Source organism: Gilliamella sp. Gris3-2, assembly GCF_001690345.1.
Taxonomy (GTDB): Bacteria; Pseudomonadota; Gammaproteobacteria; order Enterobacterales; family Orbaceae; genus Gilliamella; species Gilliamella bombi.
In genome coordinates, this window is record NZ_LZHB01000017.1 from 18,228 (window position 1) to 40,958 (window position 22,731).

A 22,731-nucleotide genomic window follows, 5' to 3' on the forward strand; every position below is an offset into this window, starting at 1 on the left:
GTAACATGCTAAATTATAGAGAAATTTTAAAAAAATACAGGGGGAAATATCTAAAATGAGAATTTGATCACATTTTTAAAATGAATCTGATTTTTGTGCCATTAATATATAATTTATATCCACATTTGGACTTAATTTGAATTGATTTTTAAATAAAAGATATTCCATACCGATAATAGCCTCTACATCTAATTTTGCTTGCTCAACAAACGCCATTAACTCTGATGGGCGAATGAAGCGATTAAAGTCGTGCGTACCTTTGGGCACTAAGCGAGCAATATATTCTGCTCCATAAATCAATAACAATTTTGCTTTATGATTACGGTTAATAGTCGATAAAAATAGTTTACCTCCTGGTTTAAGCAATTTTGCACAGGCTTGTATGACAGAAAAAGGATCAGGTACATGTTCTAATAACTCCATACAAGTAATGACATCATACTTGGCAGGATGTTGTTGTGCATGTTTTTCAACCGTTTGCTTTTGATAATCGATCGTAAGGCCATTTTGTTCGGCATGAATTTTGGCAACGGTAAGCGATTCATCAGCAAGATCAATGGCGGTAACATTTGCCTCTAATCTGGCTAGGCTTTCAGATAATATCCCTCCCCCACAGCCAACATCAAGCACAAGTTTGTTGGTTAGTGATCCACATTTTTGTTTTATATAATCCACACGCAGTGGATTGATGATGTGTAACGGTTTGCATTTACCATTTGGGTTCCACCAATCGGCAGCAAGTCGTGAAAATTTGTCAATTTCATTTTGGTCGATGTTTTGTGACATAGTAGCTCTTTGATATCAGTAAAATCTAAAATTAACTATATGCTATGTTCTTGTGATTATCAATAAATCGGCCTAATTAAACTTGTTTATCAAAAAAATAACATATTAAACACTGCGTTTACTTTATAATTTATCCTACAAAAAGATTATTACGTCAATTAATAAGACAGTGAGAAGGTATCGTTCTTAAATGAATTTATTTAGTTCAAAACATACCATAATTTTTAACAAATATAATTGATTTTGCCTTTAATTGGCGATGTTGTAATTTTTTATTGTAGATTTCTTCTTTTTGAGTGTTTTAAAAATGTTTAATATGACATATTGATTAGTATAATCGTTATTAAAAATAAATATGATACATTCCTATCGATACTCGCTAAAAATTTATACGGATATAACCAATAACATGCATAATATCTTGTTTATAGAAGTATTTCATGGCATGATTAAAATTTCATTTATAAAATGACACACTTTTTTCACAACGCTAAATTAAACTAATTAAGATTAAAGGAAACAATATTAATGAGTACGGGTACTATGAAAAAAAGTCACTCACAGTGGAGTTCGCGCATGGGATTTATGCTTGCCGCGGCTGGTTCTGCTGTTGGGTTAGGTAATATTTGGAAATTCCCTTATATGGCTGGTGAAATGGGTGGCTCTGCGTTTGTGCTTACCTATTTACTATTTATGTTTGTTATTGGCTTGCCAATTTTAGTTTTAGAATGGTTAATTGGGCGTCGAGGGCAAAAAAATCCAATTCATACTATGGAAGATGTTGCTGTTTCAGAAGGTCGTTCTAAATCATGGCGCTGGGTTGGTATTATTGGTGTAGTAGGTTCTTTTTTAATTCTATCATTTTATAGTGTTATCGGGGGATGGGCGACCGATTACATTGTTTTAGCTGCTCAAGGTTCTTTCGAAGGTGCTAATGGCGAAGCTACTGGTCAACTTTTTACCCATTTCCTTGGTAATGTTAACAGTCTACTAACTTGGCACACCGTATTTATGTTTGCTACAGCATTTATTGTTGCTCTTGGTGTTGGTGCTGGTTTGGAACGAGGTTGCAAATTGATGATGCCTGGGCTAGGTGTATTATTACTTGTTTTAGTTGGTTATGCTGCTTATGTTAGCGGTCCATCTTTTTATGATGCTTTTAAATTCTTGTTCACCCCTAATTGGTCTGCAATTAACGGTACAGCAGTATTGGCGGCATTGGGACATGCATTCTTTAGTCTATCTTTAGGTATGGGGATTATGATGGCATATGGTTCTTATCTGGGTTCAGATGTGAACTTACTATCAACTGCACGTACTGTAGTTATTTTAGATGTAATTGTAGCGATGCTATCTGGTATGGCGATTTTCCCACTGGTATTTGCTAACGGTTTACAACCTGGTGAAGGACCAGGACTTATTTTTGTCACCTTACCGATTGCTTTTGGTAATATGGCTGGCGGCACTGTTTTAGGTGTTTTATTCTTTATTTTCCTTACTTTTGCTGCATTAACTTCTTCTATTTCATTACTTGAACCAACAGTTGAATTGTTAGAAGAAAAAACACCATTGGGTAGAAAATCAGCAACAATTTTAAGTAGTTTAATTATTTGGGCATTAGGTATCGCATGTATTTTATCATTTAATGAATGGGCAGAAGTGAAACTATTTGGTAAAAATGTATTTGATTTGCTTGATTACTTAACTAGTAAAATAATGTTACCTGTTACAGGTTTAGGCACAGTGATATTTGGTGCTTGGATGATGAACCAAAAACACATCCGAGAAGAATTAAATTTAAATAATTTCTGGTTTAGCATTTGGACTGTTTTATCACGATTCGTTATTCCAGCTGCTGTTATTTTAATTCTTGTTTATGGATTTATGTAATTTTTATTAATTTAAAATAACCTTTAATTAAAAAGCCTTAATCCCTTCAAGGCTTTTTTTTTGCTCTCTTTTTGCATTTTTAACAAAAAATAACCAAACAATGAATAAATGTCTTAACCTCTATTGAAATCTGCTTTTTTACTCCCATATAGCAATACATCAATAAATCAAACCATTATGTTAATTTTATTCGGTTAATCTAACTGGCAATGCACTATTAAATGAGCAAAATGATAAAAGTTAGTTAATAACAAATCATTTTCGTCATTAGAATTAATTGAAATGACTAAATATAATAGAGGAACTAGTCAATGAGTAAGCAAGGCACTGAAACTCGTGGATTTCAATCCGAAGTTAAACAAATTCTACATTTAATGATTCACTCTTTATACTCAAATAAAGAGATTTTTTTAAGGGAACTTATTTCAAACGCATCCGACGCAGCCGACAAACTTCGATTTAAAGCGTTAGAAAATCCAGATCTATATGCTGGCGATGGTGAACTTGGTGTGCGCATTTCAACTAATAAAGAAACAGGCACTTTGACTATTACCGATAATGGTATTGGTATGACTCGTGATGAAGTGATTGAAAACTTAGGTACCATTGCTAAATCAGGTACCAAAGCATTTTTAGAGTCCATTGGTAGCGATCAAGCCAAAGATAGCCAATTAATTGGTCAGTTTGGTGTAGGTTTTTATTCTGCTTTTATCGTTGCCGATAAAGTCACTGTTAGAACGCGCGCAGCCACCGCAAAAGCTGACGAAGCAGTTATGTGGGAGTCAACAGGGGAAGGTGAATATACTATATCTGATGATAATAAAGAAACCCGTGGTACAGAAATTACTTTACACTTAAAAGAAGATGAAAAAGAGTTTTTAGACGATTGGCGTTTACGCTCTATTATCAGCAAATATTCTGATCACATTTCACTTCCTGTTGAAGTACAAACTACTGATGAAGAAAGCAAAGAAGTCAAATGGGAAAAAGTTAACAAAGCACAAGCTCTTTGGACTCGTAGTAAATCAGAAGTGACTGACGAGGAATATAAAGAGTTTTATAAACATCTGTCACACGACTTTGCCGATCCATTAAGCTGGAGTCATAACCGTGTTGAAGGTAAACAAGAATATACTAGCTTACTTTATATTCCAGCAAAAGCGCCTTGGGATATGTGGAATCGTGATAATAAACACGGCTTAAAACTGTATGTACAACGTGTATTTATTATGGATGATGCTGAACAATTTATGCCTAACTATTTACGTTTTGTAAAAGGCTTAATTGATTCAAATGATTTGCCATTAAATGTATCGCGCGAAATTTTGCAAGATAACAAAATCACCCAAAACTTACGTAATGCATGTACTAAGCGTGTGTTACAAATGCTTGAAAAACTTGCTAAAGACGATAAAGAACAGTATCAACAGTTCTGGAGTGAGTTTGGTTTAGTATTAAAAGAAGGTACTGGTGAAGACTTTACAAACCGTGAAGCAATTGCAAAATTACTTCGTTTTGCGTCAACTCACACTGATAGCGATGCGCAAACTGTTTCGTTAGATGATTACATTAGCCGTATGCAAGAAGGTCAAGAAAAGATCTACTATATTACCGCTGATAGCTATGGTGCGGCAAAAAATAGTCCTCATCTTGAGCTATTCCGTAAAAAAGGTATTGAAGTATTATTATTGTCCGATCGTATTGATGAATGGATGATGAGTAACTTAACTGAATTTGATGGCAAACAGTTCCAGTCTATCAGTAAATCAGACGAATCAATCGAAAAATTAGCCGATCAAGATATTGAACAACAAAAGCAAGTTGAAAAAGAACTTGAACCATTTATTGAACGAGTTAAAACCGCATTAGGCGATAAAGTGAAAGAAGTAAAATTAACGCATCGCTTAACTGATACACCTGCGATTGTTACCACTGCTGCCGACGAAATGAGCACACAAATGGCTAAATTGTTTGCAGCAGCAGGTCAAAAAGCACCAGAAATCAAATACACGTTTGAAATCAATCCAGATCATAAGCTGGTTAAACGTATTGCCGATACACAAGATGAAAGCATATTTAACGATTGGGTAGAACTACTACTAGATCAGGCTTTACTTGCTGAAAAAGGTTCACTTAGCGATCCAAGTAAATTTATTCAAACCATGAATAAATTATTAACACAATAATAAAATAATAGACTAAGCAGCCTCGATACATTAACCCTATCGGGGCTTTTTTATAGTAAAAGAAAAGCAATATTTTTTTAAAATATGATATTTATCACATTTCTTTATATTTTTGCTTCCGATTTTTTTATGTCTATTCATAATAAATAGACATATATAATTAATCACACCCAATGAAAGTTTATAAAATATTAAACAACAATGTTATTGTTACACTTGATGCTAAAGGTAATGAATTAATTGTTACTGGTCGTGGAATTGGATTTAAAAAACGTGAAGGTGACTTAATTAATACAAATCTTATTGAAAAGCAGTTTTCACTCGATAATAAAGAAACATACCCTAAATTTGAAGAATTACTTTCAAAAATTCCTTTTGAAGTGTTAGCCACATCTGAAATTATTATTAATCATGCAAAACAATGCATAGATGGCATATTACAAGACAGCATTTATATTTCGCTGACCGACCATATCCATTTTGCTATTGAGCGCCACCAGCAAGGATTTGATATTCCTAATGGATTTCTATGGGAAATCAAAAAGTTTTACCCTAAAGAGTTTCAAATCGGTGTATGCCTTATCAATAATAAAAGAACGATTATCTGTTGAATTACCTGAAGACGAAGCTGGTTTTATTACTTTTCATATTATCAATGCGCAATTAAATGACACAATGCCCAATATTGTTAATATGACTAAAATCATGCGCGAAATTCTTAATATAGTGAAATACCACTTTAACTTTGAATATGACGAAAATTGCCTATCTTATCAACGTTTTGTTACTCATTTAAAATTTTTTGCTCACCGTATTTTAAGCCACAGCAAGCAAACACAACAAGATAACTCTTTGTATGAATTAGTACGACAAAAATACGAACTAGCCTATATTTGTACTAAACAGATAGATTTACATTTAATACAACAATATCAACATCCACTTTCTGATGACGAAAGTCTCTATTTAACTATTCATATTGAACGATTACGAACTGAACTGAAAAATCAATAATGTGATATAACTCACATTTTAATCATTATATTTAAACAAACTATATCCATTATTCTTAAATCATGCTAATTTTATTAAATCATTTTTGGATTGTTATTGCATAGAAAAGCAGTTAGCTATGCGAGCAAAACCTAAATTCCTTAAATTAAAGGGATTTAGGTTTTTTTTTGCATTGAAAAGGATAAGGTATGAAAAATAAACAGTTTGCCGAATCAATTATTCAACATGTTGGAGGTAAGGACAATGTTATCAGCTTAGTGCATTGTGCTACTCGTTTAAGATTTGTATTAAAGGATGATAACAAAGCCGATGCAGAAACATTAAAAAAGTTAGCTGGTGTGATTACAGTTGTACAAAGTGGAGGACAATTTCAGGTTGTTATCGGTAATAATGTTGCTGATGTATATAGTGACATTATGCAACTGACAAACCTTAATGAAAATAATCAACCAACCTTGCAATCAGGCAAAAAATCGGGGATTTTCTCTAAATTGATTGATCTGGTTTCGGGCATTTTTATTCCAGCTCTTGCTGTACTTGTTGCTGGCGGGATTTTAAAAGGTCTAATCTCGTTGTTACAAGTAATCAATGTCATTATCCCTGAAACACCTACTTATAATTTCCTATTTGCCATTGCTGATGCACCTTTTTATTACCTACCTATTATTTTAGGATTTTCTGCTGTTAAAAAATTTGGCGGTAACCCCTATGTAGGCATGGCAATTGGCGGTGCATTAGTTCACCCTAATATTGTCGGTATGATGGGAGGCGCATTAGAATTACAAACCGAATTCTTTTCAATCCCAATTAGTCTAATCCCTTATGCATCATCGGTATTTCCAATTATTTTAGCGAGTTGGGTATATTCTATATTGGAACGAGCTTTTAATAAAATATTGCATGATTCGTTTAAAAAATTTATCTCGCCATTACTCAGCATATTAATTACCGTACCGTTAACTTTTGCGGTTATTGGCCCTGTTGTGTCAATGTTAAGTGACCTTATTGCCTCTGGAATTATCTTCATCTATCAATTAAATCCTGTAATTGCTTCAATGATTTTAGCAGCTGGCTGGCAAATCATGGTGATATTTGGGGTTCATTGGGGATTAGTACCATTTTCGATGAATAACTTGGCTCTTTATCATGAAGACTTTATGTTACCTATTTTATTACCGGCTGTTTTTGCACAAACAGGGGCAGCATTAGCGGTAATGTTACGTTCTAAAGATAAGCAATTTAAAGCATTAGCAAGCTCATCTGTATTATCAGGGATTTTTGGTGTGACAGAACCAGCAATCTATGGCGTGAATTTACCATTAAAAAAACCATTTGTTATTGGTTGCTTGTCTGCCGCAATTGGTGGGGCTATTGTTGGTTATCATCACACTGTCACTTATTCGTTTGGTATGGTTAGTATATTTTCATTTTTACAATTAATTCCAATTGAAGGGGTCGATGCAAGATTTTATGCGGTTGTTATTGCTACAATTATTTCCTTTGCAATTGCAACAATCGTTACTTACTTCTTTGGTATACCTAAAGATAAATCTCAAACGGATGAAATTGATAATTCATATTCTAACAATATGGAAACTGAAAATAAAACCACGATCTACAGTCCAATGTCAGGCAAGGTCAATTTATTAAGTGAGGTAAAAGATCCTACATTTGCTAGTGAATTAATGGGTAAAGGAATAGCAATCATCCCAACTGTTGGTCAAGCTGTTGCACCTGATAATGGTGAAGTTGTGTCATTATTTCGAACTAAACACGCAATTGGCTTTCAAACCGAATCTGGAGCTGAAATATTAATTCATATCGGTATTGATACCGTTAAATTAGATGGTCAACATTTTGAAGCTCACGTAGAAGCTGGTAGCAAAGTAAAAAAAGGTGATTTGCTAGTCAGTTTTGATATAGAGGCAATTAAGCAAGCTGGTTTTGAAGTTACCACACCAATTATCATTACTAATAGTGATAGTTATCAAGATATACAATGTATCTTTGAACAAGATAATATTCAAAGCGGAGAGGCTTTATTAGCGTTATCCCAAAATAAGGAGTAAAACATGTCAACAAAATTTCCTAATGATTTTCTTTGGGGCGGTGCCATTGCCGCTAATCAAGTTGAAGGGGCTTACCGTGAAGGAGGCAAAGGTTTATCTACATCAGATTGTACGCCAAATGGTTTATTTGGTGACATCATCAATCGCAGTGAAACTGATATTGCTAGTATTAAAGACAAAGCTATCGATTTTTATCATCGCTATCCTGAAGATATTGCTCTATTTGCTGAAATGGGTTTCACTTGTCTACGCACATCAATTGCTTGGACACGCATATTTCCTAATGGCGATGAAGAACAACCAAATGAGGCTGGTTTAGCCTTTTATGACAAATTATTTGATGAAATGGCAAAACACAACATAAAACCACTAGTCACTTTATCACATTATGAAATGCCCTATTATCTTGTTACCCAATATGGTGGATGGGAAAATCGTAAAGTCATTGAATTTTTCACTCGTTACGCTAAAACTGTTTTTGAACGCTATAAAAATAAGGTTAAATATTGGCTTACCTTCAATGAAATCAACATGTCATTACATGAACCTTTCACTGGTGTTGGTTTGGACAGAAACAGCACCAAACAGCAAATCTACCAAGCAATTCATCATCAATTAGTTGCCAGTGGTCGAGCGGTTAAACTCTGTCATCAAATCATTCCAGATGCAAAAATTGGTAACATGTTATTAGGTGCTGTGGCTTACCCTCTTACGCCAAAACCTGAAGATGTTTGGGAAACTCATCAAGAAAATCATGGTTGGTTATTTTTTGGGGATGTTCAGGTGCGTGGTTATTATCCAACCTATATGGATCGCTTCTTTAAAGAAAATCATATTAAGCTTGATATTACTGAACAAGATAAACAAGATCTTAAAGAAACAGTCGATTTTATTTCATTTAGTTATTACATGAGTTGCTGTGCAACAGATGATGAGTCACAAAAAACCAAAGGTAATATTTTAGATATGGTACCTAACCCTTATCTTAAAGCATCCGAATGGGGATGGCAGATCGATCCAATTGGGATTCGTTATCTTCTTAATTTACTTTATGAGCGTTATCAAAAACCGTTATTTATTGTCGAAAATGGCTTAGGTGCTAAAGATAAATTAGAAGCAGACAATACAATTAATGATGATTATCGGATTAATTATATGAATGATCATTTAGTACAAATCCGAGAAGCCATTAATGATGGTGTTGAAGTCATGGGATACACCAGTTGGGGACCAATAGATCTTATCAGTGCATCCAAAGCCGAAGTCACTAAACGCTATGGATTTATTTATGTAGATCTAAATCAAGATGGCACTGGCACACTAAATCGTTATAAAAAGAAAAGCTTCTACTGGTATCAATCTGTGATTTCCTCAAAAGGTGAAAATTTGAAAGCATAAGATAATCCGGGAGGATTGACGCTACTCATCCCCCCCTATTATTTTTTTATAAACATGTGACAAGGTAAATAGCTAATTGAATGGAGATATAAATTATTTAAATTAATCATATTACTATAAAAAACATATATACATAAAAATAAAACAAAACTTTAAATTATTGGATTGTTACTGCTTTTTGGCAGGCAAAACCTAAATATTAATTAGAGAATTATTCTTTGATTTGGTATTTAGGTTTTTTAATATAAAAACGATTAGGGAAAAGAACAATGAAAATAAAATATCTCACAATAATGCTATTAGGGATATCAAGTTATTCTATGCTAGCAAATGCAACAGCCCACAACAACTCAATTCTCGATGATACATTTTTTAAAGACACCAAATTTGTATTTTCTACTCGAAACTATTGGAAATATTTAAAAGAAAATGCATCCCAACCTAAAGAGGTACACAGCGCTTGGGGGCAAGCATTTAGCTTTGATTATAAATCAGGTTATTTATTTGACATGATTGGTTTTGATGTCACCTATGATAACATAATAAGATTAGGTGCTAGTGATTACTTTGCGACCCGTAACCTACTTTATAACGATGGTAAAGGCTATAACAAACATAACGCTCACGGATTTAATAAATTTACCCAACGTTATGCCAAAATAAAATTAGGTAATGATGCTATTAACTTTAATGGGAAAGCTGGTTGGCATAGCATGAAGGATTTAGGTATCATAAGTTCAACCCAACATCTTACCCGCAATAGTTATCTTGGTTATAGCGGAATTCTAAAATATGATAACGTTTATTTTTCATTGGCTTATATTGATAGCACCCTACCCCGCGAATCCGCTAAAAAATTACGTTTTTTAACGGCCGATCGTAAAAAAATCATTAATAATATTTCAACAGCTGAAATCGCTTATAAAGATAAAGATCTTACTTTAGATTATTCTTATGGTGTTGCTAAAGATTATTTAAGACGCCATGTCATTGAATTATCGTATAAACCAATACAAAAATTAATCTTAGGCGGACAATTCTACGGAAGTTATTCTCTTGACAATTATGATGCCATGAAACAAAACAAAAAAGAGTTTGAAGATCACGCATGGCACTATGCAACCGATGTCGAATGGAAAGAAGAAGACTGGAGTATTAAAGTCGGTTTAGCCTATACAGACGCTAACAAACATAACGCTATCGGATATTATAATCGACATTTAGGTAAAAATACTCGTGCTCGCTTTAACGGTCTTGCCGCTGCTGGCTCAGATTATTTGCGTGATGGTGAACTGGTACTAACAACAGTAATGAGTTATGATTTTGTTAAAGATAATAGCACTGGTCTATATATGAATTATGGACAATTTAACTACAAACATAATACATTAAAAAATGGCGAAATTAACGTTTTTGATATATGGAAACCAACTAGTGGTGCTTTTAAAAATTTTTCTATTCTATCGAAGGTTGGATATGGTTGGTCTTATAAAACTGTCAGTGCTTCAGACCTTACACCTAAACTTAGACATGGAAAATACCAACGTTCACCTTCACTTTCGGCGGAAACAGTAATTGATTACCGATTTAATTTATTATAAAGAGGACAAAATAATGAAAAAATTTATTATATTAATTAGTGCATTAATTATTTCAATAACAACCTTATCACAAGCTTTTGCTGATGATGTTTATCTCTATGTCACTCGCCATGGTAAAACTATGTTTAATAACGTACACCGTGCACAAGGATGGTCTGATACACCGCTAACAAAACCAGGTGTCGAGGTGGCTGAACAACTAGGACGAGGGTTGAAAGATGTCAAATTTATTTCAGTCTATTCAAGTGATTTAGGTAGAGCACGACAAACTGCTCGCATTGTTTTAGAAGCTAAAGGCGATAAAATTCAAATTAATGAAATGGAAGGCTTACGTGAACAGTGTTTTGGCGATTATGAAGGAGATTTTGATCCGAACATGTGGACACCAGCTGCACAGCATTTAGGTTATGCATCAGATAAAGAGCTAATGGCGGATATGGCTCAAGGCAAGGTTACCCTAAAAACAATGATGGATGCAATCGCCGCAGTTGAGAAATCAGGCGAAGCCGAAGACTACAATAAAGTAAAAAATCGTATGCAAGCATCATTAAAAGCCATAGCTGAATCAGCCAAATCACAAGGTGGTGGCAACGTACTTGTAGTATCTCACGGTTTAGCAATTATGGCTATGGTTCAAGAGTGGCAAGATAAACCAATTACAGCTGGGTTAGGTAACGCAAGTGTTACTAAAATTCGTTACACCGACGATGGTAAATTTATTGTTGAAAGCCTTGGAGATATGAGCTACGTCGAAAAAGGCAAAAATCAAGCAAAATAACTTCAAAATATATGGCTCACCAATGAGCCATATTCCACATTTACTATTAGCTCATAATATTAATCGATAAATTTGTAGTATTTATCGCCATAAACAAGCATAATTTAATAGTGTATTTATTAAATGTTACTAAAAGGCCAATATGTTTTATTTATGCAATTATTCATCTCCAGTGGGACTAATAACCCTAGCCAGTCAACAAAATAAGCTCGTTGGGGCTTGGATTGAAGGTGAAAAATATTTTGGTCACACACTCAATACACGAACAGAAGAAAAATCTAATTTACCCATTTTTAACTCAACAAAAAAATGGCTTGACGATTATTTTTCAGGAAAAAGACCGAATCCATACCAATTAGAACTTGCGCCAAATGGCACGCCTTTTCGAAGCTTAGTATGGGAAATTTTATGCAAAATTCCATATGGTCAGGTCATTACTTACGGCGATATCGCAAAACAGATCGCCATTAAAACAAACAAAGCAAACATGTCTAGCCAAGCCGTAGGCGGGGCTGTTGGTCATAATCCCATATCAATCATTATTCCTTGCCACCGAGTTATCGGCGCAAACGGTAATTTAACAGGTTATGCTGGTGGAATAGATAAAAAAATAAAGTTATTAGAAATAGAAGATGTTTATATCAAAGATTTTTTCATTCCAACTAAAGGAACTGCACTTTAAATTGTAGTTACATTGTTTTTCATTCTAAATTTTTAACTGATGGAATAACGATAAAGCACTACTACACCAGTTAAAAATTGAGTTAATGAATAATATATTCCATCAACTAAAAAATGTTTTAATTTTAGTATTATAAATACGGTTTTATTACACAAATAAAGCAATACTCTCAACTTTATAAAGAAAAAAGTTACACAATAAATTACCCCTTACATGCAACATAGTTATTCCAAGAGTCATTTCCCGTGCCTATATGCCCAGAATCAGAATATACATGATATTGTTTAGAAGAAGATTCTCAATCTCGTGTCCAATAAACACCGCCACGCCACTGAGAATCAGGATAAGATCTTTGATTGATAAATCCCCACTCACTAAATAATGAACCATCAATTGCTCGTGTAAAAATCCCACCCCAGAAAATAGCAGGATCGATCTCTATAGTGGTAGTGGGAGCATTTGTTAACTCATTAACGCTTAGAAGCTTATTAATACCACCACATCGTTGCCATCCACTTGCTCTATCTCCTTTAAAATCGCCTTGAGGTTTTGCCCAAACTGAAATTGGTGTAAAACTATACTCATGCATAACAGATGCATCTCTTTTTAACACAGCCCTTATAGTGACAGTTCCTGATGGTTTACTTATTAATTTAACCATACCATTCTTATCAACAACAACCCCATCACCAGGGTTGTTAATTAATTGATAATCGTAATCCGTTTGTGCACCAGTCATCACTAACTGAAATTTAGCCCCAGGAAAGCCTGTTGTAGGAAATGTTTTTGACGATACGACTGGTTTAATCCTAAAACCATAATTTGGTACATAATCTTGAGTATAACCTCCACCACCTTTTGATCGTGTTCGCCCATCTGGCGAATTCCAATACATTTGATAATTCAAATCTGGATTATCACCAAGCTTACCCCATTGATATTCAGGATAAATAATTATGCTATTTGGTTTGGCATAACATAGTTCTGATTTTGGTGCGATTTGGTAGGTTTTGGCTAAGGTAATCTGTTTACTTTCATTTGGAATACCATACTGCGAATACGCTTTTACTTTTGTTTCAAGTATCAATTTTAATGGCATTGAAAAGCCACTGCCACAACCTATCATTTTTTTCTTATCATTACCTATTATTCTTACACCATTATTGTCATACCACCAATAATTAGTCGATTCAACTTTAAACGGCTCCTGTGGATCGGCACTATCACCATCTATATCGCTGTAATTTTCAACTTTATCTAAGTTTGTTGAAGTATAAATCGCCACTTTAAAATCGTTAAGCGTTAAATTACCATCAAATTCTTTCACTTCACTAGATTTTATAGTGCCACTCGCCTCACTGTAAAAAACACCGTTGACAGTAAAACCATGTTTATTTGCACTCGATAACGCCACCACTTGCGGTGCATTTCCTGTAATAATCTGACTCGAAGTTGCTGTTAGTATTGCATTAGCTGAGCCAACGTGTATCCATTGTGATAATAAGATTAAACCCATTATTTGAGTAAGTTTCAGTTTTAAGTGAGCTGTGAGTGTCGTTATTTTGACAACAAAGTGAGATTTGCAATGGAAGTGTTTAAAACAAAAAGATAACAGTAAAAATAAAACGTTTTGCCGTAATATTAAAGGTAAAATAAAACGATTAACAAAATGCCCGATGCCCGATTAAGTCCATATTTTATCATAACTTTATTATTCCTCGTACTTATTTCCTTAAATTTATTGTTATAAAATAAACAGTTAATGTTGTTTTTAGTAATTTTAGCATAAAGTAGTATATAACTACGCTACCATATTTAGAATAAAAACTTCATTTTTCACCTATTTTTTTGCAAAGTTTTGTTAAGCTAATTTTTATTTTTATCATTTCTTTATCATACAAATACCTAACATATAAAATGTAGTAATCAAACTCCAAGCATAATACAGAATATAAATTCTTCAGTATTATAAAAAATAATCGAATTTACTTAAGCTGAAATTTTCGCTAACATATTAAAGTTAAACTATTAATATCTTTTAATCCATATAAAATATGGTTGTAACATCATATTGAAAAAACTTCAAATAATCTAAATAATAACAATGAAAAATATACTACTTGCTTTACTTTTAATCCTTTCTTTTCCTGTATTTAGTACTATCTATAGAACTACCTATAGTGCTACCTATAGTGCTACCTATGCTTATAAAGGCTATATTGAGAATAAAGAAGTAACGTTATATTTGAGCCCCTATTTGAAAGCTTTTTGGGTTTATAAAGATGATCACAAACAGATACAACATGCTTTATCCTATGAATGTCACTTAATGAACTCATGCGATGAAGTTAGCCAACAAAACAGTTTAAAACTTTATGATGATAAAGATATTTATTTGGATGAAAATGATAATCATCCAAAAATTAAGGATTCAATTAGTTACTTTAACTTTAATCATAATGGGCAAACACAATTTAATCAAAAATTAGTTGGTTATTGGTTTGATGGCAAAAAAAATCAACAATATCCAATAAAATTGCAAAAAGAACTTGAAATAATTGATGAAGCAGATGCTGAATTTAATCGCCTTGAATTATTACAAACGAATTCATCAGATAAATTTTATTTTACTGCGGTATTATCAAAAAAGAAAAAAGAAAAAATTGAACTAGTTGGTGTGAATGTTTATGACAAAAGTAACCACCAATTAATGCAAAAAATACAAATTTACATTATAGCTACAACCAATTTGACAGCATTTATCTAGAGGATATCAATTTTGACGGCAATCTTGATTTAGCCATTAAAAAATATGCCTCAAGTGCCAGAATAGGAGCAAATTATGACTACTATATCAATGACAAAGGTAAATTTGTAGCCACAAACTTGTGGGGTAGCGATATCGATTTTAACCCAAAAGATAAATCCGCCACAGGTAAAAAAAATTGTTATAATTATAATGAAAAACAGCAAAGAATCTTGACAACAATACAAAGTATTTATCATTATCAAAAATACAAATATATCAATATAAAAAATAGCTGTCAGTTTAAAAACATTGATACCCAAGAGCACAGAAAATGTAATGAAGAAGAATATAACGCTTGTTTGTTAAACCGAAATAATATTGATCGAGAAAACCCGCATGTAATTGGTGAAGATAATATATTGTATAAAAATATGGTATGGTACAAAGATAAATTCATTGATGGCGTTGTAGATGATGAATGATTATGATGTGGTTTTAGCTAGCAATAGTCTTATATAATCGTTATTTAGTATAATAACTCAGTCAAGTTATTTACAATATAAAAAACACTTTTTACTAACTATTTCGCCAAATTTTTACTGCATATTAACACTGCTATTTATTCACGCCATGAAGCACAACTATTTTCGATTTAATGTTTAGGGCGTGTTGATCTTTCATGATTATTTTTTAGACGGCATGATGTGAGTTATAATAATTCTGCCAAAAACAACCATAACTCGATTCATCATGCCAAGAACAATGCTAACAGATAAACGGTGGGAAAAGCTACTACAAATAATGAAAAATACCGGCCGAGTTTATAATAAATCCGAGCATCGGATGACGTTTGAAGGGAGCCTTTTCCGAATGAGAACTGGTATTCCTTGGCGAGATTTGCCAGAAGAGTTTGGTGAATGGAGCACTGTCTATAGACGATTTAATTTGTGGTCTAAAAAAGGAATATTAGTTGATATTTTCAAACATTTATCACAACTAGCGGATTTTGAATGGGTGTTCCTAGAAGGCTCGATTATCAGGGCTCATCAACATAGTACAGGCGCTGCAACGGAGCATTGTGAGCAAATAGGTCAGAGCTGTGGTGGTAATTCAACTAAAATTCATCTTGCGGTTGATAGTGGTGGTTTGCCTATTTGTTTTGAGCTTTCTGAAGGACAACGACATGATATCACTTATGCAGAAAACCTAGTTAAAAAACTCGATGAAGTCAATACAGTGATAGCCGATAAAGGTTATGACAGCGAGCCTTTTCGGTGCTTTGTTCGTCAAAAAGGCGGACGAACGGTGATTGCTAAACGTAATTATGGTAAGGATATAGATAAAAGCAGTATGGATAAATGCCTTTATCGCTATCGTCATTTAGTCGAGAATGCCTTTGCTAGAATCAAGCAATATCGTCCAATATCAACTAGATACGATAAGTTAGAAAGGAATTATGCCAGTATGGTATCACTGGCATTTATGTTAATGTGGCTGCCAATGTATTGTTGAGTGATTTATGTACAGCAAAGATCAACAGCCCCTTGATCCTCGCCAAAATATTAGACAGTGCCCGCCTCTATCATTTTTTCGTTTTGGTAATATTGTTGTTCATATTGTTCAGGTGATACCCAGCCATTGGCTGAATGACGGCGTATCCGATTATAATAGATTTCAATATATTCAAATAGTGCTTTATTAGCCTGCTTCCTCGTTTTATAGTAACAATCATGAATAATATGTGTTTTGAGTGTATGAAAAAAACTCTCAACAACCGCATTATCAAAGCAGTTTCCTCTTCGACTCATGCTTTGCCTTAGTTCATATTGTAACAATAATTGCTTAAATCAGCACTGCGATATTGGCTTCCTTGGTCACTATGAATGAGTACATTTTTAGGAAAGTGACGCCGAAATAAGGCTTGTTTTAATGTATTACACACTAAATGACGGTCTATGTAGCGACTGGTTTGCCTAGCAATCACTTTTCGTCCATATAAATCGATAATCACCGACAAATATAACCAACCTTCCCCCCGTTTTAATATAAGTAATATCGGTTACCCATGTTTTATTAGGCTTATCAGGGTTAAATTGCCTATCTAACGTGTTGGGCGCAATATTGTGATGAGCTGTGTCTGTTTTATACTTGAATTTACGTGCTGCTTTACTTCGTAATCCCAATTGTTGCAAAACACGGCTAATTGTCCTTTCTGAAACTTGATAGCCCGCTTCTCTTGCATCATGAAGCAGGCTTGGTGCACCCAAACGGGCTTTATGTTGCCAATACTGTTTTTGGATATACTCGCTGAGTTTGGCAGATTTGTTTGCTCTTTTTAACCAAGCATAATAACCTGATGAACTGACACCAAGTAATGAGCATATCCTAGTAACCGGATAGCTGGTTAAATGATTTTTCATATAAGTGTACTTCACCGACTTGGATTGTTGATGATATGCACATGCGCCTTTTTTAGTATATCATTGGCCATTTTCAGTTCTTTAATCTCTTTTTCTAACGCCATTATCCGCTGTTGCTCAGCTGTTAACTCTCGACGGCTAGTTTTATTCGGGGAAAGTTGCCTAATCCATTTATCTAGGGTTGATTTACCCACACCTAGATGGTTGGCAAGTTCGCTGATAGAAAGGTGTACATTAGATAACGCATAATCCACTGATTGTTGTTTAAATTCGATACTAAATTTTTTAACCATAATATTTGTCTCCTATGATTTTTGTTTATATCATAGAGGCGACTTTTGTCCACTTTTTTGGCGAGGATCACCTAGTAATTTGAGAAAATACTGTAATCAATAGACATAAAAACAAAATTAACACCTTATCAACAACAAGCAATATTGCGCATATATCATAGAAAATAATCATCGCTGATTTGACTAGATATTTTATAGTTAGCCATCAAACCATATATAATACTAAATGATCTCGATCTCTTGAGTCTAAATAGCATGACTACCATTGTATATAAAACATGAAACAAACAGCATAATTTTTTGTGAATTGAGTACTCAATATGAGCATTTACCTAATTTAGATTATATTTTTGTAAAAAATATTCAGGATTCTATACCGTTTGGTAATTAAGACTTCTTCAAACGCGTGCGCACACCATAATATGAATTAAAATTTCACTAAACCTGCAGTCAGATTTAGTTCATCAAATTTATAAATTATCATTCATCCATAATATTTACCCAACTTGGTATAATAGGTGTTCGACAGTAATAATTAGCTGAAGGCTGTATATCTGTATATCTTTATTTCTAATTTTTTGAAATTCTGGCGTTTGAGGATCATCAAATAGCTCAGGATCCCGACGACGATTCATTTTAAAAAACAAGAATTCTTCGTACTAACTGTTGTGTAACCATGGTTTTGGATAACCTAAAGTGGCATAAATGTGGTTACAAATAAAAGTTAACCTCCCACCAAAAACGAAGAAAAAAAAGAACACAAAAGCAACAAAGCCAATACAGCTTGTTTTGGTAATTTCTATCACTTCTAAAGAATCCCACTCATGATTGAATAATACGCTAATGAAAATAAAACCATCGGTACATAATATTATCGATCCAACACCAATCATACAATATTTCAGCAATTGCAACGTCGAAAGACCAACTCCTTTAGGGAAAAATAAAGCATGATATTTAGGAAATCGGACGGCATAAGCTTGATATTTGTTCTTATCAATTTGTTTGACGACCATTTCGACGTAATCACCATTTTTAAAAGCGACATTTTCTAGCCTACCTTTGACTTTGACATTACCGATATAACAAACAAATGGTGTGCCTTTTAATAGCTTGGTTTGTAGTAACCCAAAAGTAAACAAACTAAGCATGAATTCATAAACAAACTTACATATAGCAGTGGTTATTAGAATAAATCCACCAATCATCTCGATAATAAATATCCCCAAAATTGACTCAATAAAACCACAGTCTTCAGTTTTTTATTGTGATCCTTTTCTTGATCTACTTTCAATATTTTTAAACGCCTTACTTTACCTCTTAATAAACTATACTTTCCCATTACCTTTTTACTCCGTTTAAATAGGCTTTGCTTTTTTTAAGCTAAAACCCAAACCCTCCATAGTTAAATAACGTAATAAATATCGGCATTATAAGTGTCAATAAAAAACCTTGCGCAATAGCCGCAGGCACTATGGCTATCCCACCACCTTTTTGCAGCATGGGGAGTGTAAAATCCATTGATGTTGCACCACACAGACCTAATGTGGTTAATTGGTAGCGTTTAATTAGTGTTGGGATTAAGATAATTGCGCATAATTCACGCAGAATATCATTTAAAAACGTAGCACTACCAATAACTGGACCATGGGCTTCTGTCATTAAAATACCCGATAACGAATACCAACCAAAACCCGATGACATAGCAAGACCAACTCGTGCGGGCAAATCTAAAACAAATGACGCAACAATGCCCCCCAAAAATGCACTTATCGTAACTACTAGCGTTGTAATTATGCCTATTTTATTGAGCAGAATGTGCTTAATTGAAATATTATTACTGCGCAATTGAATACCGACTAAAAACAATAAAAAAACCAATACAACTTGCGTGGTACTTTCTGAATATTGCCAAATAAATAATGGAAATAATCCGCAAATAAACCCAACAATTAATGCAATACAAACACGCAATGACTCAAAAATCATTTTAAAACGTGATTCGTAAGTTTGATCTGTTTTATATGCCTTGGTAGAAAGAAAATAATCAAAAATAATTAAAACAACAAAATTACCCCCAAATGTACAAATAAAAAGAACACCGGTATAACATAAAATCATTTGTAAATTTGTAGTTAAGTTATCTAAATGTGCAAGTTCAGATCCCATAATGAATAAAATAAGGTAAACCATCCAACTCAATGTTTGGTTAATCTTGGTCATCAAATTATCATTTTTAATCTTAATTAAATAACCAATAAACAATGGCACTAACGCAATAAGAATACCAAAATACATATTTTATTCCTTAACTATTCCTGATTTTTATTTTTAAATAATTGGATCAAACCTATGTTTTAAACATGTTACTGCTAATCATTAAGTCAATGATGCTAATTTTTGCTCAATATTAAGTTGAAGCTGATCCAATAAAGCATAACGATTTCGATATTCTGAACGTTTTTTACTGGCGATTTCTTCAATGGATTTTCGATTAATTTGGCTTGGTAATATAAATAAATCATTGGAATCTTGTTTGCTATCAAGAGTTAACCAAAAATCGTCATAATCAGATAAAATGCGCTCTTGGCGGCTATTATAGCGCCAATTGTTATATATATGTGTTTTATTGCCCACAGCAACAATTTGAGTTAACTGATAATAACGAGCAACAGTTAATACAGCTTCAACTACAACACGTTTAGGGAATAGCCCATAGCAGGCTTTAGTCGCTTTTTGTACACGAGTACGCGCATCATTATGTCCTGTGCCTTGTAATCCTGCAATAAATAGCGTTGGCTTACCTTGATATTCTACGATTGAAAATGTTAAAGTGGCTAAGTCGATGCCATCACTATCATAAAAATAAAGGCTGATTTCGCCTTCTCTTGCAAATTTATTACGGGCTTGCACTGCTATTTGAATGTTTTGTTCATTTTTAACTGTTACATCCGCCAATACAAAAGGCAATTGCGGATTATAAAAAGCCTTGCTTACGCTGTCAGGTTGTTTAGCTAAAAAATCATAGTGATACGCCAAAGCGTCATAACGGGCTTTTTGACTCAAGCAAGAAGCTAAATAAGGACGCTGTAATTTGCATGGCAAATTTGTTTGGCACGAAAAATAATCGCCTAGTAATGGGTACTGCCTTAGTTTATCAAGCCATTTTAAGGTGATTGGACTTAAAAACAAGGTTCTAAAAAAAAACTTATAACGATAAGTCGGATTAAGCCATAATTCGTTTAATGGTAATTTACCAGTATAAAGCCAGTTAAAAAGTTGCCATTTACTTTTTGGCTGAGACATATTCGTAATATTATTCATAAGTAGAACTTTAAATTGAGTTAGTTATTTTATCTATTATAGGAACACTAAATTAATCAATACATATTTGATTATTAATAAGCCTTAAAAAAATCAAATGTTAAGAGTACAACACAACCTTAATCGGTGCAACTATTCCTACATTAAGTAGGTTTAAATTATTTGAAAATAAAAAACGGTGAACTAGTCACCGTTTTTTAAGCAATAACGTCTTTTATCAAAAAGAATTATTGGCCTTTAACTTCTTTTAAACCGTTGAATGGTGCTTTTGAACCTAAAGCTTCTTCAATACGGATTAATTGGTTGTATTTAGCAACACGGTCCGAACGGCTCATTGAACCAGTTTTAATTTGACCAGCCGCTAAACCTACTGCTAAATCAGCAATTGTTGAATCTTCAGTTTCACCACTGCGGTGAGAAATAACTGCAGTATAACCCGCATCTTTCGCCATTTTAACCGCAGCGATAGACTCAGTTAATGTACCGATTTGGTTTACTTTAACTAAGATAGAGTTAGCGATACCTTTTTCAATACCTTGTTTAAAGATTTTAGTATTAGTTACAAATAGATCATCACCCACTAATTGAATTTTGTGACCTAATGCTTTAGTTTGGTAAGCCCAACCTTCCCAATCGCTTTCATCTAAACCGTCTTCGATTGATACGATTGGATATTCATTAGTTAAACCTTCTAAGTAATGAGTAAATTCTTGAGCAGTGAATTCTTTGTTACCTTCACCTTTCAATACATACTTACCAGTTTCTTTGTTATAGAATTCAGAAGCCGCACAGTCCATCGCTAACGTGATGTCTTTACCTAAAACATAACCTGCTTTTTCTACCGCTTCTTTAATACATGCTAATGCTTCAGCATTTGAACCTAAATTAGGAGCAAAACCACCTTCATCACCAACTGCAGTATTCATACCTTTAGCGTGTAATACTTTTGCTAAGTTGTGGAATACTTCAGAACCCATGCGGATTGCTTCACGAACTGTTTTAGCACCAACTGGTTGGATCATGAATTCTTGTAAATCAATGTTGTTATCAGCGTGCTCACCACCGTTGATGATGTTCATCATTGGTAATGGCATTGAATATTGACCTGGAGTGCCGTTAAGATCAGCTATGTGCTGATAAAGAGGAACACCTTTAGCTGCTGCAGCTGCTTTAGCCGTTGCTAAAGATACAGCAAGAATTGAGTTAGCACCTAAATTAGATTTAAAATCAGTTCCATCTAAGTCAAGCATAGCTTGGTCGACAGCGGCTTGATCTAACGCATCTTTACCCACTACAGCTTTAGCAATTGGGCCGTTAACGTTTTCAACCGCTTTTAATACGCCTTTACCTAAAAAGCGAGATTTGTCACCATCACGAAGTTCTAACGCTTCACGTGAGCCAGTTGACGCACCAGATGGCACGATTGCAAGACCAACAAAACCACCTTCTAAATGAACTTCGGCTTCAACTGTTGGATTACCACGAGAGTCGATCACTTCACGACCATGTACTTTAACGATTTTTGCCATGTTATTTTCCTC

16 protein-coding genes and 2 pseudogenes are annotated in these 22,731 nt (G+C 33.8%); 11 read left to right on the plus strand and 7 right to left on the minus strand.

The features are described 5' to 3' along the window. Positions 1 to 75: 75 nt before the first annotated feature. Positions 76 to 786: a bifunctional 2-polyprenyl-6-hydroxyphenol methylase/3-demethylubiquinol 3-O-methyltransferase UbiG gene (gene ubiG / locus A9G32_RS02775; RefSeq protein ID WP_065590701.1), complete on the minus strand. Its 711-nt coding sequence runs from the start codon at positions 784 to 786 to the stop codon at positions 76 to 78. Positions 787 to 1,314: 528 nt separating this feature from the next. Here ubiG and A9G32_RS02780 point away from each other — a divergent pair. From A9G32_RS02780 to A9G32_RS02815, 8 genes and pseudogenes are all read left to right on the plus strand, one after another. Then, a complete protein-coding gene (locus A9G32_RS02780; RefSeq protein ID WP_218055812.1) occupies positions 1,315 to 2,676 on the plus strand; it encodes a sodium-dependent transporter in 1,362 nt (453 codons plus the stop codon). Positions 2,677 to 2,987: 311 nt separating this feature from the next. After that, on the plus strand, positions 2,988 to 4,862 hold the full coding sequence (gene htpG, locus A9G32_RS02785; RefSeq protein ID WP_065590702.1) for a molecular chaperone HtpG: 1,875 nt from the start codon (positions 2,988 to 2,990) through the stop codon (positions 4,860 to 4,862). 173 nt (positions 4,863 to 5,035) lie between these two features. Beyond that, positions 5,036 to 5,876: pseudogene (gene licT / locus A9G32_RS13525) on the plus strand (BglG family transcription antiterminator LicT). Between the two features lie 188 nt (positions 5,877 to 6,064). Continuing rightward, on the plus strand, positions 6,065 to 7,945 hold the full coding sequence (locus tag A9G32_RS02795; protein ID WP_065590703.1) for a beta-glucoside-specific PTS transporter subunit IIABC: 1,881 nt from the start codon (positions 6,065 to 6,067) through the stop codon (positions 7,943 to 7,945). 3 nt (positions 7,946 to 7,948) lie between these two features. Further along, the gene (locus A9G32_RS02800; RefSeq protein WP_065590704.1) at positions 7,949 to 9,343 is read left to right on the plus strand and encodes a glycoside hydrolase family 1 protein; all 1,395 of its coding nucleotides are present in this window, start codon (positions 7,949 to 7,951) and stop codon (positions 9,341 to 9,343) included. 269 nt (positions 9,344 to 9,612) lie between these two features. Continuing rightward, positions 9,613 to 10,944 carry an OprD family outer membrane porin gene (locus tag A9G32_RS02805; protein ID WP_065590705.1) on the plus strand — a complete coding sequence of 444 codons (1,332 nt, stop codon included), beginning with the start codon at positions 9,613 to 9,615 and terminating at the stop codon, positions 10,942 to 10,944. A 13-nt stretch (positions 10,945 to 10,957) separates the two neighbouring features. Next, positions 10,958 to 11,722 (plus strand): histidine phosphatase family protein, encoded by a 765-nt coding sequence (locus A9G32_RS02810; protein ID WP_065590712.1) that lies wholly within the window; start codon positions 10,958 to 10,960, stop codon positions 11,720 to 11,722. A 142-nt stretch (positions 11,723 to 11,864) separates the two neighbouring features. Beyond that, a complete protein-coding gene (locus A9G32_RS02815; protein ID WP_065590706.1) occupies positions 11,865 to 12,404 on the plus strand; it encodes a methylated-DNA--[protein]-cysteine S-methyltransferase in 540 nt (179 codons plus the stop codon). Positions 12,405 to 12,702: 298 nt separating this feature from the next. On the opposite strand, the gene A9G32_RS02820 is transcribed toward A9G32_RS02815, so the two are convergent. Continuing rightward, complete coding sequence (locus A9G32_RS02820; RefSeq protein WP_065590707.1) at positions 12,703 to 13,920, minus strand: hypothetical protein; 1,218 nt, start codon at positions 13,918 to 13,920, stop codon at positions 12,703 to 12,705. A gap of 588 nt (positions 13,921 to 14,508) precedes the next feature. Here A9G32_RS02820 and A9G32_RS02825 point away from each other — a divergent pair. The 3 genes from A9G32_RS02825 (at position 14,509) to A9G32_RS02835 (ending at position 16,665) form a co-directional block, all read left to right on the plus strand. Continuing rightward, complete coding sequence (locus A9G32_RS02825; protein WP_065590708.1) at positions 14,509 to 15,171, plus strand: hypothetical protein; 663 nt, start codon at positions 14,509 to 14,511, stop codon at positions 15,169 to 15,171. Between the two features lie 212 nt (positions 15,172 to 15,383). Then, positions 15,384 to 15,635 (plus strand): hypothetical protein, encoded by a 252-nt coding sequence (locus A9G32_RS02830; RefSeq protein ID WP_141672763.1) that lies wholly within the window; start codon positions 15,384 to 15,386, stop codon positions 15,633 to 15,635. Positions 15,636 to 15,903: 268 nt separating this feature from the next. Continuing rightward, a complete protein-coding gene (locus A9G32_RS02835) occupies positions 15,904 to 16,665 on the plus strand; it encodes an IS5 family transposase (protein WP_065639555.1) in 762 nt (253 codons plus the stop codon). 50 nt (positions 16,666 to 16,715) lie between these two features. Here A9G32_RS02835 and A9G32_RS02840 read toward each other — a convergent pair. The 5 genes and pseudogenes from A9G32_RS02840 to eno all read right to left on the minus strand — a co-directional run bounded on the left by A9G32_RS02840 (position 16,716) and on the right by eno (position 22,719). After that, a pseudogene (locus A9G32_RS02840) lies at positions 16,716 to 17,866 on the minus strand (IS3 family transposase). A 659-nt stretch (positions 17,867 to 18,525) separates the two neighbouring features. Then, entirely contained in the window at positions 18,526 to 19,017 is a 492-nt protein-coding gene (locus A9G32_RS02850; RefSeq protein ID WP_141672644.1) for a hypothetical protein, read from the minus strand. A 232-nt stretch (positions 19,018 to 19,249) separates the two neighbouring features. Further along, on the minus strand, positions 19,250 to 20,164 hold the full coding sequence (locus A9G32_RS02855) for a lysine exporter LysO family protein (RefSeq protein ID WP_065589158.1): 915 nt from the start codon (positions 20,162 to 20,164) through the stop codon (positions 19,250 to 19,252). Positions 20,165 to 20,245: 81 nt separating this feature from the next. Beyond that, on the minus strand, positions 20,246 to 21,190 hold the full coding sequence (locus A9G32_RS02860; protein ID WP_065589159.1) for a VirK/YbjX family protein: 945 nt from the start codon (positions 21,188 to 21,190) through the stop codon (positions 20,246 to 20,248). Positions 21,191 to 21,417: 227 nt separating this feature from the next. Next, positions 21,418 to 22,719 (minus strand): phosphopyruvate hydratase, encoded by a 1,302-nt coding sequence (eno, locus tag A9G32_RS02865; protein ID WP_065589160.1) that lies wholly within the window; start codon positions 22,717 to 22,719, stop codon positions 21,418 to 21,420. Positions 22,720 to 22,731 lie beyond the last annotated feature (12 nt).

What these genes read in the sequence shown, in the direction of transcription:
- ubiG (WP_065590701.1), bottom strand. Translation starts at nt 786, where the DNA reads ATGTCACAAAACATCGACCAAAATGAAATTGACAAATTTTCACGACTT.
- A9G32_RS02780 (WP_218055812.1), top strand. Translation starts at nt 1,315, where the DNA reads ATGAGTACGGGTACTATGAAAAAAAGTCACTCACAGTGGAGTTCGCGC.
- htpG (WP_065590702.1), top strand. Translation starts at nt 2,988, where the DNA reads ATGAGTAAGCAAGGCACTGAAACTCGTGGATTTCAATCCGAAGTTAAA.
- A9G32_RS02795 (WP_065590703.1), top strand. Translation starts at nt 6,065, where the DNA reads ATGAAAAATAAACAGTTTGCCGAATCAATTATTCAACATGTTGGAGGT.
- A9G32_RS02800 (WP_065590704.1), top strand. Translation starts at nt 7,949, where the DNA reads ATGTCAACAAAATTTCCTAATGATTTTCTTTGGGGCGGTGCCATTGCC.
- A9G32_RS02805 (WP_065590705.1), top strand. Translation starts at nt 9,613, where the DNA reads ATGAAAATAAAATATCTCACAATAATGCTATTAGGGATATCAAGTTAT.
- A9G32_RS02810 (WP_065590712.1), top strand. Translation starts at nt 10,958, where the DNA reads ATGAAAAAATTTATTATATTAATTAGTGCATTAATTATTTCAATAACA.
- A9G32_RS02815 (WP_065590706.1), top strand. Translation starts at nt 11,865, where the DNA reads ATGTTTTATTTATGCAATTATTCATCTCCAGTGGGACTAATAACCCTA.
- A9G32_RS02820 (WP_065590707.1), bottom strand. Translation starts at nt 13,920, where the DNA reads ATGGGTTTAATCTTATTATCACAATGGATACACGTTGGCTCAGCTAAT.
- A9G32_RS02825 (WP_065590708.1), top strand. Translation starts at nt 14,509, where the DNA reads ATGAAAAATATACTACTTGCTTTACTTTTAATCCTTTCTTTTCCTGTA.
- A9G32_RS02835 (WP_065639555.1), top strand. Translation starts at nt 15,904, where the DNA reads ATGCCAAGAACAATGCTAACAGATAAACGGTGGGAAAAGCTACTACAA.
- A9G32_RS02850 (WP_141672644.1), bottom strand. Translation starts at nt 19,017, where the DNA reads ATGCTTAGTTTGTTTACTTTTGGGTTACTACAAACCAAGCTATTAAAA.
- A9G32_RS02855 (WP_065589158.1), bottom strand. Translation starts at nt 20,164, where the DNA reads ATGTATTTTGGTATTCTTATTGCGTTAGTGCCATTGTTTATTGGTTAT.
- A9G32_RS02860 (WP_065589159.1), bottom strand. Translation starts at nt 21,190, where the DNA reads ATGAATAATATTACGAATATGTCTCAGCCAAAAAGTAAATGGCAACTT.
- eno (WP_065589160.1), bottom strand. Translation starts at nt 22,719, where the DNA reads ATGGCAAAAATCGTTAAAGTACATGGTCGTGAAGTGATCGACTCTCGT.